At 58.1% G+C, this 17,488-nt stretch carries 14 protein-coding genes; all 14 read left to right on the plus strand.

Annotated elements, in window-relative coordinates; translation table 11 throughout:
* Positions 1 to 78: 78 nt before the first annotated feature.
* The 14 genes from AC50YL_RS19520 to AC50YL_RS19585 all read left to right on the plus strand — a co-directional run bounded on the left by AC50YL_RS19520 (position 79) and on the right by AC50YL_RS19585 (position 17,462).
* Positions 79 to 1,470: a sialate O-acetylesterase gene (locus AC50YL_RS19520; RefSeq protein WP_494834061.1), complete on the plus strand. Its 1,392-nt coding sequence runs from the start codon at positions 79 to 81 to the stop codon at positions 1,468 to 1,470.
* A 212-nt stretch (positions 1,471 to 1,682) separates the two neighbouring features.
* Positions 1,683 to 2,108 (plus strand): MarR family winged helix-turn-helix transcriptional regulator, encoded by a 426-nt coding sequence (locus tag AC50YL_RS19525; RefSeq protein WP_494834062.1) that lies wholly within the window; start codon positions 1,683 to 1,685, stop codon positions 2,106 to 2,108.
* A gap of 104 nt (positions 2,109 to 2,212) precedes the next feature.
* Positions 2,213 to 2,551, plus strand: coding sequence for a DoxX family protein (locus AC50YL_RS19530; protein ID WP_494834064.1), 339 nt, complete (start codon positions 2,213 to 2,215; stop codon positions 2,549 to 2,551).
* 306 nt (positions 2,552 to 2,857) lie between these two features.
* On the plus strand, positions 2,858 to 6,181 hold the full coding sequence (locus AC50YL_RS19535; protein ID WP_494834065.1) for an FN3 associated domain-containing protein: 3,324 nt from the start codon (positions 2,858 to 2,860) through the stop codon (positions 6,179 to 6,181).
* Between the two features lie 26 nt (positions 6,182 to 6,207).
* Positions 6,208 to 7,788, plus strand: a complete 1,581-nt coding sequence (locus tag AC50YL_RS19540; protein ID WP_494834067.1) for an S-layer homology domain-containing protein — start codon at positions 6,208 to 6,210, stop codon at positions 7,786 to 7,788.
* 387 nt (positions 7,789 to 8,175) lie between these two features.
* Complete coding sequence (locus tag AC50YL_RS19545) at positions 8,176 to 9,633, plus strand: MFS transporter (RefSeq protein ID WP_494834069.1); 1,458 nt, start codon at positions 8,176 to 8,178, stop codon at positions 9,631 to 9,633.
* A gap of 69 nt (positions 9,634 to 9,702) precedes the next feature.
* The gene (locus AC50YL_RS19550) at positions 9,703 to 10,392 is read left to right on the plus strand and encodes a response regulator transcription factor (RefSeq protein WP_494834071.1); all 690 of its coding nucleotides are present in this window, start codon (positions 9,703 to 9,705) and stop codon (positions 10,390 to 10,392) included.
* A complete protein-coding gene (locus AC50YL_RS19555; RefSeq protein ID WP_494834073.1) occupies positions 10,386 to 11,801 on the plus strand; it encodes a sensor histidine kinase in 1,416 nt (471 codons plus the stop codon). Before AC50YL_RS19550 ends, AC50YL_RS19555 begins: the two co-directional genes overlap by 7 nt.
* 58 nt (positions 11,802 to 11,859) lie before the next feature.
* Positions 11,860 to 12,381, plus strand: coding sequence for a hypothetical protein (locus AC50YL_RS19560; RefSeq protein WP_494834075.1), 522 nt, complete (start codon positions 11,860 to 11,862; stop codon positions 12,379 to 12,381).
* A gap of 201 nt (positions 12,382 to 12,582) precedes the next feature.
* On the plus strand, positions 12,583 to 13,695 hold the full coding sequence (locus tag AC50YL_RS19565) for an L-dopachrome tautomerase-related protein (RefSeq protein ID WP_494834453.1): 1,113 nt from the start codon (positions 12,583 to 12,585) through the stop codon (positions 13,693 to 13,695).
* An 86-nt stretch (positions 13,696 to 13,781) separates the two neighbouring features.
* On the plus strand, positions 13,782 to 14,354 hold the full coding sequence (locus AC50YL_RS19570) for a TetR/AcrR family transcriptional regulator (RefSeq protein ID WP_494834076.1): 573 nt from the start codon (positions 13,782 to 13,784) through the stop codon (positions 14,352 to 14,354).
* A 70-nt stretch (positions 14,355 to 14,424) separates the two neighbouring features.
* A complete protein-coding gene (locus tag AC50YL_RS19575; protein WP_494834078.1) occupies positions 14,425 to 15,294 on the plus strand; it encodes an SDR family NAD(P)-dependent oxidoreductase in 870 nt (289 codons plus the stop codon).
* 100 nt (positions 15,295 to 15,394) lie between these two features.
* Positions 15,395 to 16,015 (plus strand): SDR family oxidoreductase, encoded by a 621-nt coding sequence (locus AC50YL_RS19580; RefSeq protein ID WP_494834080.1) that lies wholly within the window; start codon positions 15,395 to 15,397, stop codon positions 16,013 to 16,015.
* 271 nt (positions 16,016 to 16,286) lie between these two features.
* Entirely contained in the window at positions 16,287 to 17,462 is a 1,176-nt protein-coding gene (locus tag AC50YL_RS19585; RefSeq protein WP_494834454.1) for an MFS transporter, read from the plus strand.
* The last annotated feature ends 26 nt before the right edge of the window (positions 17,463 to 17,488 follow it).

The following is a 17,488-nucleotide window of genomic DNA, read 5'->3' on the forward strand; positions in this document are numbered from 1 at the left end:
CACTCGCCCTCGATGCCCATGGTATATTATGGTTATGGGCCAGCGGTTCGGGCCGGGAGAAAGGATCGTGATATCCAGATGAAACAGATCGGAGCTATCATTCAACAAGGGCCTCGGCATTGGGCGATCATTCAGCAAGAAAACGGGTTCGGCAACATCGCGTTATCGGGGACGTGGGCAATGCGCGAAGAAGACGAATTCAACGTCGCGCAGGTCTACGTCCGGGTCGTCGGCGAGGAGGACGGGAGAGAGGTGCTGGCCTGGCGGCCGGCCGCCATGCAGCCCGGGCGCGCATGGTCGATCACCCTGCACGCCGTTGCGCAGGGCGGACTCTATCGATTGGAAACGTGTTTGCAGCTGGACGGCAATCCGGCATTGGAATGGGCGGTTCGCGGAGACATGATCCACCACATCGGCGTCGGCGATCTGTGGGTCATCGCGGGACAGAGCAACGCCGCCGGTTACGGCAAAGGCCCATTCCAGGATGCGCCCGAGCTGGGCATCCACTTGCTGCGCAACAACGGGGAGTGGGACTTGGCGTCGCATCCCTTTAACGAATCCACGGCTTCCATTCATTTCGAGAACCGGGAATGGGCCAATCCGGGCCATTCTCCGTTTCTTGCTTTCGGCAAGCTGCTGCGCAAAGAGGTCGGCGTCCCCATCGGCCTGCTGCAAACCGCCTTGGGCGGGTCTCCGCTGAAAGCGTGGAATCCGGACGAGGACGGCGTGCTGTACCGCAATATGATGTCGGTTATTCAATCCGCCGGCGGCAAGGTGCGCGGCATCCTCTGGTATCAAGGCTGCTCGGATTGCACGCCCGCGGAATCGGCCAGCTACCTGGAACGCTTCGGGCAGGCCGTGCGGCATTGGCGCCGCGAACTGAACGATGCAAGCCTGCCGGTCCTGACGGTGCAGCTGAATCGCTGCACGGACGCGGCGACCGAGGACGCCGACCGGTCCTGGGGCCGCGTGCGCGAAGCGCAGCGCCAAGCCGCGCTCGCGATTCCCGACGTGTATGTCGTTCCGGCCCTGGATTGTCCGTTGTCCGATGGCATACATAACAGTCCCGCGGGCAATATGCTCATCGGCGAGCGAATGGGCAAGGCGGCCTTGGCGCATGTATACGGGCGTGCGGCCGTGCATGCGGAGGCGCCCTGCCTCGCTTCCGCCGCTTTCGCCGAAACGGATGGCTTGCAGGGCATTCGCCTGCGCTTCGCGAACGTATCCGGTTACCTGCTGGCGATCGGATCCGTCTCGCCGGTATTTTCGGTCGAGGATCGCAACGGCGAGCTCGCGATCGACAGCTGGCAAATTACCGCCCGCAGCGAAATCACCTTGAAGCTGGCAAGGGCGACAGAGGGGGATACGCTCGTGCACGGGGCTTACCGGATGAATCCTTCAAGCTTCCTGCCGCTGGATTCGGGAACGTATATGCCGATTCTCGCGTTCTACGGTCAGCTAGTGACGTGAATCGAGACGGGCATTCATCTTCAGGCGATTGAGCAGGCCGTGCGCTGCGCTTTCGCGTTCCGAGTAGGTTAAGCGAATATCCCCGACTGGGGATTTTCGCTTTTTTCGTTGTTTCATGCGCGAATGCAGGCCTGCGATGCAGTTGTTGTTGCATTTGGATGCTATAGCATATATAATTCATGCAAGACGGTTGCCTGTCAAAGGAGACGACGATGGAACTATTCGATTTTACGGGATTTCAGATACATCGCACGGACGTGAAGATGAACAATTATTTTACGAAGCAGCTGAAGCCGTTCGAGATCACCCCGGATCAATGGGGCATTCTCGGCGTGCTGGACGGCGATAAGGCAACGACGCAAAAAGAGCTTGCGGAAGCGATCGACCGGGATCAGACCACGGTTGTCCGCATGATTCATTCCTTGGAGAAGAAAGGAATGGTCAAACGTTTCGTCCATGATACGGATAAACGCTCGCATAACCTATACCTCACCGGCAAAGGGGCAGCGCTCAAAGCGGAGGTGCTTCCCGTCGTGATCGCGGCGCATCATCATGCCACGAGATACCTGAGCGCGGCGGAAATCAACGAGTTGAAAACGATGCTCGAGAAGCTCTACGCGAGCGTCAATGAGGAATAAGCGAGGGAGGTGAGCGAATGAAACTTGGCGTTAGCTTTAACTGGCCTATTATATGCTATAGCATATAAATGCATCGAAAAAACGAGTCAAAGGAGAATCAATCGATGATTACCATGATCTTGCAAGTGCTTGTCGGCATCTTTTTTATGTTCACGGGGGTTAGAATCATCAGCGGCAAAATGGCGCATGAATTCAAGCGCTTCGGACTGCCGCCGTTTTTTAATTTCATGACGGGATTCATCGAGATCGTTTGCTCGCTCGGCATGTTCGCGGGGCTCTGGTACGCTATGACGGCGGCAGCAGCCGGACTATTACTAGGCGCCACCATGCTGGCAGCGGCCTTCATCCTGCTGGTCGTGGCCAAGGATTCGTTTCAGAAAGCCATTCCGTCGATCGTGCTCTGCCTGCTGTCCGTCGCGATCAGCATGAGTCTCTTGCTTTAACCTGCCGATGCGATCGTGCGCGATTGCCGGCAGTCCATGCTTCATGGCTCAACCCAACGTCCCGGCACGGGCGTTGGGTTGTTTTGCATGCCGTAGGCGGTGAAAATGCAGGAACGTTCATTTTTAAAACTTTTAAATTAATTTATTATATTTTTTATGAATAATTGATTTATCCATCGATATTGCTTTTCGATAGCTTAAATTTCAACATACATGAGCGTGACAAACCTATGATACTTTAATCGTAATTTCAAAATCATAAGGAGAGTGCGTATGATTTACTCTAAAAGCATTAAAAGGAAATTAATGCCAATAATATTATCGGCCTTGTTGGCCGTCAATATCATCGGCATCCCGGCATCGGCCGCAGCCCCTGAAAATGCGACCGCCTCGACGTTCGCGGAATTGTCCGCGGCCGTGTCCAATGCCAAAAGCGAGGGCGAGCCGGTAAGCATCAAGATTGGCGGCGACATCGCGTTCAGCAGCGCGTTGACCGTATCCGGCGAGGTGGAGCTGCATGCCGATTCGGCGGTCACCCTCGACCTCGGCGCCAACAAAATCAGCGTCGCCACGGGCTCCACGTTAACGATCGGGGACAATGTCACGGTACTGCAGCCCGCCACGGGCACGGGGCATCCGGTCGAATTGAAGGACAACACCACCTTGAATATCGTAAACGCCGCGGTGAAGTCGCAGTTCTCTTCGAGCAGCGCCTATACGATCGATGCGGTCGGCGCCAATATTCGCGTCAATGCGGACCATGCCACGATTACCACGGTGAAGGGCCGCTCGATTTATACGAACACGGTCACGAATGTGATGACGCTGAAGGATTCGACGATTACCGCTTCCGATCCGGCGGGCTATGCGCTTTATCGGGGCATCTATGTACTGCAGGGCTCGACCGCGACAACCGGACTCCAGGGCGGTTCCGCGGTCGTCTATGATTTCCGGAACGTCTCGTTCGCGGTCAGTCCGGAGCCTTCGGCCTTCGTCTCCGGAGACCCCGTTACAATCGTAAAGAACGGCGATGGTGCAGGCAACGCAGCCGGTAGCGAGATCCGCTATACGACGGACGGCAGCGATCCGTCCGACTCGGATACGGCCAAGCCGTACACGGCGCCATTCAAGGTTCCGGTCAACATGGCAGTCAAGGTCGCCGCCTCCAAAGACGGCTATTATGGCATGACGCAGCAATTCGATTATAATTCCGATGCCGATTCCGCTCCCGGCGCCGTTGCCTCCGTCCGAACGCTTGCTCCGATTACCGCAGCTCCCGGCGTCACGCTGAGCGAGCTCGGTCTTCCGGACGCCGTTAATGTCACGCTCGCGGACAGCAGGGAGAAATACGTTGCCGTGACGTGGGACACGAGCCCACTGAACCTGAATCAAACCGGCGATTATACGCTTTCGGGCACGATCACGCTGCCGTCCGGTCTCTCGAATCCGTATAGCCTGAAGGCGAGTCTCGTCGTTCATTTGACCGTATCGGGTATTTCCGACTATACCTTGCAGCCGACGGCGAACTTAAAGGAAGGCAAGACCAGCGTTGAACCGAACGCGGTCGTGGGCACCTTCTCGGCCAAGGGCGGGGACGGCTCCAACTATACGTACAGTCTGGTTGAAGATGCTCAGCTAGGTCCGGATAACGGCAAATTTGTCATTACAGGCAATGCCCTCAAAGTCGCGGGCAACGTGTTGACTGCAGGAGACTACAAGGTTAACGCGGCTGTCGGCAGCGCATCGATGAATGCGACGAATTCGTTTACCATAACCGTCAGCGCCGCCGATCCCAAGTGGGACATTATCAACCCGTACGAAGGCATCGATTGGACAACCGTTCACACGGTGAAAACGGCTCTCCATAACCATACCAGCAATACGAATGCGCCGATCGGGGAATGGAATGACGGCGTGTCCGGCACGGTCGCTTCCCGAATTCCGATCTACGAATCGAAGGGATTCGGAGCTGTCGCGATCACGGACCATGACTTCGTATCCTACCCTTGGAGCGACTATGGCTTGACGAATTCGCCGCTCATTTCCATTCCGGGCAACGAAATCAGCAAGAACACGCATATCTTGGGTTATTTCTCCGATTATCGCGATAAAGCCGGCATGGGTCCGGACGTCACGAACGGCATGGATCAGAACATCATGAATGTCGGCAATTTGGGCGGCATCATCTACATTGCCCATCCGAGCAGAAGCGGCGGATCCACCGAGGACCCGAACGCCGATCTCGCCTTGCTTGCCTATCCGCAGGTAAGAGGCATCGAAGTTTTGAATTCCGGGCAGTACACCAACAATTACAGCGAACCGCTGTGGGACACGCTGTTAACCCAGACGATGCCGAACCGCAACATCTTCGGAACGGCCTCGGACGATACGCATTCCGACGGTCTATCCACGCTGGGAACCGGCTGGACCAACCTGCTGGTCAACGATCTGACCCAGGATGACGCCCGCAATGCGTTGATCAACGGCCAAACCTACTTCTCCACTTATCGCGTCGTGCTTGGTCAGGACGATAACAAGCCGGATCCGGGCGTGCCGGCTCCGACGATCGATAACATCCGCGTAGACAAAGCCGCGGGCACGATTACGCTGGACGTGAAAGGGGCGGACACGATCGAGTGGGTATCCGCGAACGGCGTTCAAGTGGCGACAGGCAGCACCGTGAACGTCAATACGACGCCGGGAGTCAGCAAGTACATCCGCGCCAGAATGTTCGGCCCGGGTGGCCAAACGATGATCCAGCCGTTCGGGCTGCAGGATTCCGCCGCGAAGGACACGGAGAAGCCCGTCATCACGTTGAACGACAACGGCACCGTACCGGCGGAGGCGTCGATCGGCGACGACGTTCAGCTTCCATCGGCAAGTGCGACGGACAACAAAACGCCGAAGGTCTATGCCTACCCGAACATCAAGGATCCGAACGGAAAACGCCTGTACGCGCTGGACAACAAATTCAAGATCGCGCTGCCCGGCGACTACACGGTGACGTATCAAGCGACGGACAGCTCCGGCAATGTCGCGCTGCAGACGTACAGCATCCATGCCGGCATCGTGAATCCGGTCGTTACCGTCGACAACGTGCCTGCCGAGGGCAAAGTCGGCAAAGCCATCACCCTGCCGGAAGGCTCCGCGATCGATGCGGCCGGACAGCACCTTGTCCCGACAATCGACGTCAAAGACCCAGCGAACGCCGCCGTTGAGCTGACGTCCAATACGTTCATCCCGCAGCAAGGCGGCGCTTATACCGTCACGTATACCGCGACGGACGCGAACGGGAAGAGCGGAACGAGCACCTTTACGATCAATGTCGTCTCGCCGCTGCTGTCCATCGGAGAGGAGCAAGCCGGAGGCGCGGGCTTTGCGAGATCGATCCGCATCGACGAGTCCGTCGATCTTGCCGGCAAATACCTCGTCGTGCAGCTCACCTCGGGCAGCGGGGCGAACGCGAAGGTGTCCGTCATGATGATGTCCGTGCAGGATCCGGAAGTAACCGTATCCTATCAAACATCCGGCACGAGAGTCGAAACGTGGCTGACAAGCGGCATGCCTGACCTTACCGGCGCCGACATGGGCGTCGACGTATTCGCGCACGCCAGTACGGATGACCTGTGAGCAAACGGGAAAGAAGGAGATCAACCATGACTAAACGAATCCTGCCGCTGGTACTTGCCATTCTCGTGTGTCTATCCCTCTTCTCCGCCATGGCTTGGGCTGCGGAGCCCGGGCCAGCCGTCTCGGCAAGCTATGACGGCGGGGTCGTGACGGTGCGCGGAACAGGCTTTGCGAACGCCGGCGCCTACACGATCAGAGTCGTCAATAAGAAGGCCGCAAGCATCGCCGCCATGGGGCAGGCGGAGGCGGACGGCAACGGAAGCCTGTCCGCTGCCATTACCACGGGTGCCTTGCCCGATATCGCCGATTACATCGTTTACGTGAACGATCAGAACGGTTCGCCGGCCGCGCAGGCGGACGCGATTGCGACCGCCAACCCCGGCAATGGAGACAGCGGCGTTGGAGGCGGCATCGGAGCAGGCGGCGGGTCTGACGCCGGCAGCGGCAAAATCAACGCGCCGGACGGCAAGGTCGACGGCGGCGCTCTCGCAGCCGCGTTTACGGCATCCGGCCAGGTGGAAGTCACCGTCGGAACCGACAGCGCGCAGCTGCCCGTTTCCGCGCTTGCGGATGCGGCGAAGAAGCCGGATGCAACCGTCAAGATCGTCAACGGAAACGGCACGTACACGCTGCCGTTGTCGCTGGTCAAGCCGGATGCGCTGAAGGCGGCGCTTGGCACCGATCTGACGAACATCACGATCACCGTCGCCATCGCCAAGGCAGACGGCGATACGTCGGAAGCCATCGTCAAAGCGGCTAAAGCGATCGGCTCGAACGTCATCTCGGACGCCGTGGCGTTCACCGTGTCCGTATCCGGCAACGGAAAGTCCGCAGACATCGATTTCGGCAGCACGTACGTCTCCCGCACCATTAACGTCAAGGGCAAGGCGGATGCGTCGAAAACGACTGGCGCAGTCTATGATGAAGCATTGGATCAGCTCGGCTTCGTCCCGTCCGCGTTCGCGCCGAACGGCGACGATACCGTCGCGACGCTGAAAAGGAACGGCAACGGCGTGTACGCCGTGTTATCGAGCAATCGCTCGTTCTCCGATATGGCGGCCCACTGGGCCGAATCGGATGTCGAGCTGCTGGCGAACAAGCTGATCGTGAACGGCGTCGCAAACGGCGAATTCCAGCCGAATCGCAACGTTACCCGCGCCGAATTCGCCGCCATGGTCGTCCGCTCCCTAGGCTTGACGCTGTCGCAGCCGCCAGCGGCCGGCTCGTTCAGCGATGTGCGCGTCTCGGATTGGTATGCCGGCGCCGTATCGGCCGCCGTCCGTTCGGGCATCATCGACGGCTACGAGGACAATTCGTTCCGGCCGGACCAACCGATCACCCGCGAGGAATTGGCGGCGATGTCCGTCCGCGCGCTCGGCTATCTGGGCGTCAAAGCCGATGCGGCCGATCCCGCTGCCGCGCTGGCCAAGTTCAAAGACAAGGACAGCATCGTCTGGGCGCAGCAGGAAATGGCGGCCGCGATCGACGAAGGCTTGATCAACGGGCTGACCGCCGACACGATCAGCCCGAAGACGTCCGCGACCCGCGCCCAATCCGCGACGATCCTGAAGCGGTTCCTCACCTTGGTTGCGTTCATCGATTCCTAAGACGACCGGATACGGCCGGACGCCAGAGCCGTAACTCCAGCGCGTAATGAAGGACAAGCCCCGCCGCAAAGGCGCGGCCGCGACAAAGCTTGCCTACGCAAGCGAAACGCGGCTGCCCGGCAGGGCTTGTTTTTTATCGTCGGATGTCGGCAACGACCGCGAAGCGCTGATCATAACGTACGGCGGCACGGCGATGGACTTTCACAGGCAGTGGCCTGTTGAAGTTTTGAAGTTTCCATGTATATATTCGGCAACAGGGCAACGGCAATGGTTTATTTGCTATACTGAGTGTAGGTTACGAACGCTCGTCCACTGGAGAGCGGTTATTGGCGCGGGGAGATGAACTTCCCTATCAAGTTGCCAATAGCGGGAAAGGAGATAGATCGCATGTCGCAGTTGTCCCATTTCAGGGATTATTCGCCGCCCGAGAGGATAACGAGCCGCAGGGGCTATCATTGGCTGGTCGTGTCGACGGTCTGCATCGGCGCGTTCATGGCCGCGCTCGACGCGAGCATCATCAATCTGGCGCTTCCGTCGTTGATGCGGCAATTCGGCATCGGCATGGCGAAAGCGGAGTGGATCAGCTTGGTTTATTTGCTGACGTTATCCGCCCTCGTGATTCCGTTCGGCCGAATAGCCGATTTGTTCGGCCGCCGATGGATGTACGCCATGGGTTTTTTCGTATTTCTCGTCAGCTCCGTCGCCTGCGGCGCGGCTCCGGGCTTTGCCGGACTGTTGATCGCGCGCGTCTTTCAAGCGGTCGGCGCGGCGATGCTGCAGGCTAACAGCGTATCGATCATTACGGCGGCCACGCCCGCGGCGCATCGGGGAAGGGCGATCGGGATTCAGGCAAGCGCGCAAGGGATCGGGCTCAGCGTCGGGCCGGTGATCGGCGGCGCTTTGCTTAGCTTGGGAGACTGGCGGTGGCTCTTCTACGTGAACGTGCCGATCGGGATCGCCGGGACCGTGTTGGCCGTGCTGCTATTGCCGCGGGATGAGGGCAGGAAGAAGCAAAGCTTCGATTATTGGGGGCTGTTGTTCCTGTTGCCTGGACTCATCATGATGGTGTACGTGCTGAACACCGGCCTGGGCCAAGGCTGGACGTCCCCGTTCATCCTGCTGTGCGTCTTTACGGCGATGCTGGCCTTAACGTCTTTCGTCAGGGAGGAGCAGCATTCCCCGGCGCCGTTAATGGACCTGTCTCTGTTCAAGAGCAAGGTGTTCCGATACGGGAATTTGACGAGCTTCCTGTCGTTTACCGTGATGTACGGGGTGCTGCTGCTCAGTCCTTTCCTGATGGAGACCGGCTTTCGATTGAAGGCGGAAACGGCGGGACTGGTACTGTCCTTGGTTCCGGTCGGCATGACGATCTTCACGCCGATCTCCGGCTACCTCTCCGACCGGTTCGGCGTTCGCGTTCCCGCCATCGGCGGTACCGTGCTGGCGCTGCTCGGAAGCGGATTGCTCGCCTCGATCCACAGCGGCGACGAGATCGGGTTATTGCTGCTGGGCTTGTTTTTGACGGGCAGCGGCATGGGCATGTTTACCCCGCCCAATAACAGCAACGTGATGGGGAACGTACCGTCCGACCGGTACGGCGTAGCCGGCGCGACCTTGAACATGAGCCGCACGCTCGGCATGGGCATCGGCATTACGCTGAGCGGCATGCTCTACGAAGCGGCCCTGCGCATCGTTCCGGCGGGGCGGATGCCGACGAATTTTCATGCGTTTCAATTCTCTTACGGGCTGATCGGGATGTTGAGCGCGATTACGTTGATCATCTGGCTTCTACGGAAGAAAGATTCCGACAAATACAACGACGCCTTCATCGAATATTATATTTGACGAGCCATGCAAGCCCGCGCTTATCCATCCGGCAAACAAGAGGAGACGGCACTTATACCGAAGCGAATATTGATTGTCGACGATGATCCGTCCATCATCAAGATTACGAAGCTGTATTTAGTCAAAAACGGTTACGATGCGGAAGAAGCTTACGACGGTCCGACCGCATTGGATAAAATCAAATCCGGGCGGATCGATCTGGCCGTGCTGGATCTGATGCTCCCGAAGCTGGACGGATGGGCCGTCTGCAGGCAGCTCCGGGACGAAGCGATTCGCACCCCGATCATCATGCTGACGGCGCGCGGGGAAGCGCATGAGCGCATCGAAGGACTCCGCATGGGAGCGGACGATTACTTGGTGAAGCCGTTCGATCCCAATGAATTGCTGGCCCGTATCGATGCCGTGCTGAGGAGGTCCGCATGGTCGCAAGCGGACGAACGCCCGGCTCGGGCGAACGAGATCGTCGTCGGGAACCTGGCTTTGCGAATGGATTCCTTTACCGTGGCGGTTAATGCGGACGCGATCGGCTTGACCAAGCGCGAATTCGATTTACTTGCTTTTCTGGTGCAACGCCCCGGAAAAGCATTCTCCCGCGAGGATCTGATCGCGCGCATATGGGGCTGGGACTTTGACGGCGAGGATCGGGTCGTGGATCTGTACATTCAGCGGATCAGGCGCAAATTGGGAACGGGAACGGGCTGGCATCTCGCGACCGTCTGGGGCGTCGGCTATAAATTCGAGGTCGCGCCGCCATGTTGAATTCCCTCTTTCGCAAATGGCTGGTTGCCATGCTTGCGATCACGTTGACGATGCTGCTCGTGCTAAGCTTGACCTTGAACTGGCTCGCGCAGCGGGATTTCTATCGGCAGGGCTTGAATCAGCTGGCTGCGCAATCGGAGGCCGTGCAGCAAACCTACGAACGCTATTCGCAAGGGAGCCTGACCCCGGCCGCGTTTCGGAAGGCGTTGAAGGGCATCGAGAAAGACCAAGAAATCTCGGTCAGCATCCTCGGGAAAAAAGTAAAGTATCTGCAGCAGGACCTGTACGCGGTCGGAGTGCGTCCCGACATCAAGAGCTGGGTCGTCTCCGTCGGCGAAGGCGCGCGCGTCGAGAGGATCGCCAAATTCCGCAAGCAGGACGACGCCAAGGTGCTGGTGGTCGGGTTTCCGCTCTATCAGAACGATGAAGTCGTCGCCTCCGCGTTCGTCTATGCGCCGGTTGCGAACGTGAAAGAACTGGCCGCGCCGATACGCAGAAGCATCTGGCTGGTCGCGCTGGCCTCGGCAGGGCCGCTGCTGCTGCTGCTCTGGTTCGCCGCGCGCCGTTTCGCGAACCCGATCCGCAAGCTGGACAAGGCCGCCCGAGCCGTGGCCAGAGGGGATTTCACGCTGCGCGTCGATGCGCGGGGACAGGATGAACTGGCTCGGCTCGGCATGTCCTTCAATACGATGGCCGAGCGGATCGAGCGGATCGAGGAACAGCGCAGACGCTTGATCGCGGAGATCGCGCATGAACTGCGAACGCCGCTGACGAGCATCCGCGCGACGCTGCAGGCTTTTTCCGACGGGATACTGTCGCCGCGGGAACAACGGGAATTCGCGGCATTGGGCCTGGAGGAATCCTTGCGGCTCGGGAAGCTGATCGATAATATTCATGAATTGTCCGCCTTCGAGGAGCATCGGATCAACTTTGATTTCAAGATGACGGATCTGACGGCACTTGCCGGGCAGACCTTGTTGCAGTTCACGCACAAGGCGGAAACGATGGGCATGGAGCTCCGATTCGAAGCGAGCGCGGAAACGTCCGTCATGATGAGCGCGGATGCCCAGCGCATAAGGCAAGTCTTGATCAATCTAATCGGCAACGCGCTCGAGCATAACGATCATGGCACGCGCGTGATCGTTCGCCTGAGGCGCGACGCGCAATTCATCCGATTGTCCGTCGAAGATAACGGCACGGGCATCGCTCCCGAACATCTGCCGCATCTGTTCGAGCGGCTGTACAAAGCGGAATCCAGCCGCTCCACGAAAGGATTCGGCCTGGGACTGACGATCTCGCGCCATATCGTTCATGCCCACGGGGGGACGATCATCGCCGCTTCGGAGCCGGGCAAAGGAACGGAAATCCGCATTGCGCTCCCGATGGACCGTGTCATGACAAACTTTTGATACAATTTCCCGTTAGAGTGGTAGATGTACCATGACTACGACAACCGGAGGAAATGAAATGAAAAACAAGAAAGCGATCGTGGCCGTATTGGGACTTGCGCTATCGATCGGAGCGGCGCAATCGGCATTCGCGGCCAAAGCGGATCCGGCAAACCCGGCTGCAGCGGCAAAGCAAGCGCAGCACGCCGAGTGGAAAGCGCAAACCGCCGCGCTCAAGGCGCAATTGGTCTCGTTAAGAGCCGAACAAAAAGCGTTGTCCGAGCAGATCAAGGCACTCCATGATGCCGACAAATCCGCACGAAACGCGCTGACGAAAGAACAGAAAGCGGTAATGAAAAAGACGCTCAAAGGCTTGGCTCGGCAAATGAAGGCGCAGCAGGATGCGATCGCGACGCTTCGCACGCAAAAGCAATCGCTATGGACCCAAGTGAAAGCCGCCAAACTGGCCGGCAACGAGACTGAAGGCGTAGCGGACTTGGAACAAATCATTGCGCTGAAAGAGCAAATCATTCAAGCGAAACAACAGGTGCTCGTCCTGCAGCAAAGCTTGCAAACCGCCTTGTCTTCGACCATCGCCTAATCCAGCGAGCCCGGCTTATTGCCGGGTTTTTTCATTGACCGGGTTCCGCATGCGGAGGAGCGTGGACTGTCATGCATGATGCGACGGCAATGAAGTGGAAGCAAGGCGGGCAAGCGGCGTAATTTACGCCGGAAGCCCACATATACCTAGAAAGAAGGTTATCGCGGACGGATAGGGGAGGCGGATGCATTGCGGTATGGAATGGCGTTTCATTGGAGCCGGTTGGATTGGGCGTTTCCCGATCCGCTCATGAAGACGGAGTTCGAAGCGCAAGGCTTTTGGAAGAAAGCCGTTCCCACCGGCGTCAAGGTCGACCGGTCAGGCTGCTATTACGTCTGCGTGCCCCGCCTCGCGCCGGGCATTCCCGCCACGATGAACCGGCTTTTCCTCCGGAACGGAAAGCCGATGCTGGAGGCTTATCCGAGCTGGGCATGGAATCAGCCGGCGTCGCCGATGACGCTGCATTCCGTCCAAGGCTTTGAGATCGACGAGCTGGACCGGATATGGCTGCTGGATCAGGGGAAAATCGCGTTCGAGCCTTCGCCTGCGGGCTCCCAAAAGCTGCTTGTCTGGGATTTGAACGCCCGGCGGATGATCGACGTCGTCCCGATCCCGGACGAAGTCGCTCCGCCGCGAACCTCGTTCCTGAACGATCTCGTCGTCGATAACCGGAACGGCTTCGTGTACATCACCGATTCCGGCCAGGGCGGGCTGGACCATCCGGTGCGCGGGGGTATTATCGTCTACGACATGAAGAAGCGAGCGTTCCGTCGGGTATTGGACCGGCAATTCAGCACGCAGGACGTTCCCGGATTTCAATTCGCGATCGATGAGAAGCCCGTGCCGCTGCGCGCAGGCGCGGACGGGATCGCTTTATCGGCGGACCGTTCCACGTTGTACTATTGCCCGCTCACTGCACGTAATCTATATGCCATGGATACGGCTTGGCTGCGGGATTTCCGGACGCCTCAAGCGCAAATCGCGGGAGCCGTGCAGACGATCGGCAGCAAACGCACCGCGACCGACGGGATGCATGCCGATGCGCTGGGAAACGTGTATTATACGATGCTCGAAGGCAAGGGAATCGGGCGGTACGCGTCAGGCAGCGATACGTTCGCGGAGCTCGTGTCCGACGACCGGATGCTGTGGGTGGACGGCGTTGCGTTCGATCAGCAGGGCTCGATACTGTTCAACAGTAACCGGCTGCACGAGATCATGGGTGGCGACGAGATAGACTGGACGTACCCGTTTAACTTCGTCGTTTGGAAAGCTTATATCGGGGCAGGCGCGAAGTCGTATTTGTACGGGGGTTGACGCGGCGAGCGTCAATTTGACATGCGAGAAGAAGCATTGTATATTGAGTATGTTCTCACTCATAATAAAACATAGGAGGTTTATCCTTGGCACGCCCCTTAAGCGAAGAGAAAAGAAAGGCCTTGCTGGCATCGGCAACGCTAGAAGTAGCGTCCGTCGGCGTTGCTGCTTCCACGGTTAAGATCGCGAAGAACGCAGGAGTCGCGGAAGGGACGTTGTTTGTCTACTTTCCGACCAAAGACGATTTGCTCAACCAATTATTTTTGGTGTTAAAGTCGGACCTGTTCGACTTCCTTGCCGCCGATTATCCGACCGACGCGGACATCCGGAAGAAAATCAAGCATCTGTGGGTGCGTTATCTTGATTGGGGATCGAATCATCCGGACAAGCGAAAGGCGCTCCGGCAGCTCGGCGTCTCGGAACGAATCACGGAACCGGTTCAGCACGAAAGCGAAGAGATGTTCTACAACCTGCAGACCGTGGTCGAGAACGGCATCCGGACAGGCGTTCTCCGGGAGCAGCCGATGCTTTTTTTGGGAGGGACCATTAACGCCATCGCCGATATGGTGTTGCAGATGGCCGCCGAGGATGGAATCAAACTCGAACAATACAAGTCTTTGGGTTGGGAGGCGTTGTGGGGCGCCATTGCACGCAAATAAGGCGTGCTTCTTTTTCGGCATTAAAATGAGTGAGAACATACTCAATATAACGAAAAGAGGTTATCTGAACATGAGCAAAGTATGGTTGGTAACGGGCACGAATCGCGGATTAGGGCGTTCAATCGCGGAAGCAATCCTTGAGAACGGAGACAGATTGGTCGCGACTGCGAGAACGACCGACAGTCTAGCCGATCTTCAAGAACGTTACGGCTCCAACATCCGGCTGGCAAAGCTTGACGTGACGGATTCGACTGCCGCCCGCGCGGCCGTGCAGCTGGCGGTGGATGCATTCGGCGGCTTGGACGTGTTGGTGAATAATGCCGGGCTGAGTCTCATGGCTCCGTTTGAACAAACAACCCCCGATCAGGTAAAAGCGGTCATCGACACGAACTTATACGGCGTCATTCATACGGTGTCTGCCGCGATCCCCGTTATGCGCGGGCAAAGATCCGGCCATATTATCAACATTTCATCTATAGCCGGTCGTGCCGCAGCGCCTGGCGGGGCGATCTATCACGCAGCGAAATTCGCGGTCAGCGGATTCACGGAATCTTTGGCGGCGGAGCTCGCTCCATTCGGCGTCAAAGCCATCGCGGTCGAGCCGGGCGGCATGCGTACGGAATTTTCACACAACACGATGAACAATATGCCCCGTTTGTTGCCGGAATATGAAGCCAGCGTCGGGGCTATGGCGGCGATGGTCAATGGTTATCGAGGCAAAGAGATCGGCGATCCCGCCAAAGTGGCCAAGGTCATCCTTGAATTGTCCCGCAAAGAAGAGCTTCCCAGCCACCTTATTCTTGGGAGCGACTCGCTCTTTGGCGTCGAGATGGCGATGAAGGCGAACGCGAAGGACGCCGCCGAGTGGGAAGATGTCAGCCGATCTACCGATTACGAAGGCAGCGACTTATCGCTGCTGGCAAACCTGCCGATCAATTAATCGCCATATAGCGCTTCGATCGTCATCCGCAACCATAGGGATGGCGATCGTCATTGCGAATCTTTGAAATATGATCGTATGGACAGGAGAAGGGACGAGGATGAAAAAGGCCGTTATTTTCGGGGCAACCGGATTCGTGGGTTCGTATCTGCTGCGCGAATTGTTGATGGATGAAGATTATGGGCAAGTTACCGCCGTTGTCCGGAGAAATCCGACTATCCATCATCCCAAATTAAAAACATTGCTGGGCGATTACGACTCCTTGCCTGGCTTAAGAGAAGAGATCGAGGCGGACGAAATATTCCTTGCCTTGGGCGAGACGCATAAGTACCCGGTGTTAGCGGGAAAAATCGCGAAAGAAAGAGGGGCAACATCCGTTTTCGCGGTCACCGCGGTCGGAGCGAAAGTCGATTCGGGCATCGCATACGTACGAGCCAAAGGCGAAATCGAACGGGATATCGCGGCGCTTGATTTTGAACATGCGCACTTCTTCCGTCCGTCGATGATCATGGGGAATCGGAAGGAAAACCGCCCGTTGGAAAAAGTCATTATGCGCATATGGAGGATCATTGATCCGTTGTTCACGGGTAAAATGAACCGCTACAAAGGAATCGAAGGAGAGACCATCGCAAAAGCGATGCTCCGTGCCGCAAAAAATCAAACGGGAAAAGTACGTATTTATAATTGGCACGAGATGAACGATTTGCTAAAACAGGAATGAGGCATCGATGACATGCGACCCGGCTCAGGATAGTTGGTATCCGAAGCCAGGTCGCGTCCATAATCGACCGACCGCCGTATTACATAATGATCGGTATTTTTCCGGACCGTTCATCCAACTCTTTACAAAGCTGAGGTGCTTACGTTATAGTTCATCATAACATACTGATCAGTATGTTATGATGTGATTCGTATTCCGCTAAGGAGGCACCCCGTTGAAGAACCAGGTTGTAGGAACGAATCCGCAAGAAACGCCGGCTGCTGCCGGGAAATTGTCCTTGCGGCCGCTGCCCCGTTACGTCGTGCCATTCATTGCCGTCGCGTGCGGCTTGTCCGTCGCGAACATTTATTACGCGCAGCCGCTGCTTGACGCGATCTCGCTCGAATTCGATATCGCGCCCGCATCCGTCGGCATCGTGATCACGGTGATGCAGGCATGTTACGCGCTCGGTCTGCTGCTGCTGGTGCCGCTCGGCGATTACTTGAACCGGCGCCGATTGATCGCCGGGCAAATGCTGGGTTCCGCCGCGGCCTTGATCGCGGTCGGGACGGCCTCCGACGAGAAGGTCCTGTTCATCGGTTTGGCGGCGGTCGGCCTGCTCGCCGTCGTGACGCAAACGCTCGTGGCGTTCGCGGCGACGATCGCATCGCCGGCAGAGCGCGGGCGCGTCGTGGGCAACGTGACGAGCGGCATCGTCATCGGCATTCTGCTGGCGCGGTCGTTCGCCGGGGCGGTGACGGATATGGGCGGCTGGCGTGTCGTATACTTGGCATCGGCCGCGTTCACGCTCGTCCTCGCCATTGTTTTGTTCCGCATGCTGCCCCGCGGCGAGCAGCAATACGAGCGGATCGCCTATTCGCAATTGCTGCGCTCCATGCTCGCCTTATTCGCGCAGGTACGGATATTGCGCACGCGGGCGGCGCTGGCGCTGCTTATCTTTACCGCCTTCAGCATCCTCTGGACCTCGATGGGGCTTATGCTCAGCGCGCCTCCGATGGCGTTGTCGCATACGGCGATCGGAGCGTTCGGTCTCGCCGGCGTCGCCGGGGCGCTGGCCGCATCGCGCGCCGGCAGGCTGGCGGATCGCGGATTCGGGCAGCGGGTAACGGGCACGGCGCTAGGCTTGCTGGCCTTATCTTGGCTGCCGATCTTATTCGCGCCGCATTCGCTAGTCGCGCTAATCTGCGGCATTATCCTGCTCGATCTGTCCGTGCAAGCCGTGCACGTGACCAACCAAAGCATGATCTTCGCGGAGTACCCGGAAGCGCGGAGCAGGCTTACGGGATTGTACATGGTGTTCTATTCGGTCGGCAGCGCAGCGGGCGCGATCGCGTCGACCGCCGTCTATGCCGGCGCGGGTTGGGCCGGGGTCTGCGTCTTGGGCGCGGCCGTCAGCGCGCTGGCGCTGCTGTTCTGGGCGTTGACCCGTCGACCTGCAAAAGGTTGAACGGGTAGGATTTTGCGCGACTGTCA

It is taken from the genome of Paenibacillus sp. J22P277 (genome assembly GCF_059383675.1).

Bases quoted from the DNA above. Each gene is read 5' to 3' on its own strand.
- AC50YL_RS19520 (WP_494834061.1), top strand. From the start codon at position 79: ATGAAACAGATCGGAGCTATCATTCAACAAGGGCCTCGGCATTGGGCG.
- AC50YL_RS19525 (WP_494834062.1), top strand. From the start codon at position 1,683: ATGGAACTATTCGATTTTACGGGATTTCAGATACATCGCACGGACGTG.
- AC50YL_RS19530 (WP_494834064.1), top strand. From the start codon at position 2,213: ATGATTACCATGATCTTGCAAGTGCTTGTCGGCATCTTTTTTATGTTC.
- AC50YL_RS19535 (WP_494834065.1), top strand. From the start codon at position 2,858: ATGCCAATAATATTATCGGCCTTGTTGGCCGTCAATATCATCGGCATC.
- AC50YL_RS19540 (WP_494834067.1), top strand. From the start codon at position 6,208: ATGACTAAACGAATCCTGCCGCTGGTACTTGCCATTCTCGTGTGTCTA.
- AC50YL_RS19545 (WP_494834069.1), top strand. From the start codon at position 8,176: ATGTCGCAGTTGTCCCATTTCAGGGATTATTCGCCGCCCGAGAGGATA.
- AC50YL_RS19555 (WP_494834073.1), top strand. From the start codon at position 10,386: ATGTTGAATTCCCTCTTTCGCAAATGGCTGGTTGCCATGCTTGCGATC.
- AC50YL_RS19560 (WP_494834075.1), top strand. From the start codon at position 11,860: ATGAAAAACAAGAAAGCGATCGTGGCCGTATTGGGACTTGCGCTATCG.
- AC50YL_RS19565 (WP_494834453.1), top strand. From the start codon at position 12,583: ATGGCGTTTCATTGGAGCCGGTTGGATTGGGCGTTTCCCGATCCGCTC.
- AC50YL_RS19575 (WP_494834078.1), top strand. From the start codon at position 14,425: ATGAGCAAAGTATGGTTGGTAACGGGCACGAATCGCGGATTAGGGCGT.
- AC50YL_RS19580 (WP_494834080.1), top strand. From the start codon at position 15,395: ATGAAAAAGGCCGTTATTTTCGGGGCAACCGGATTCGTGGGTTCGTAT.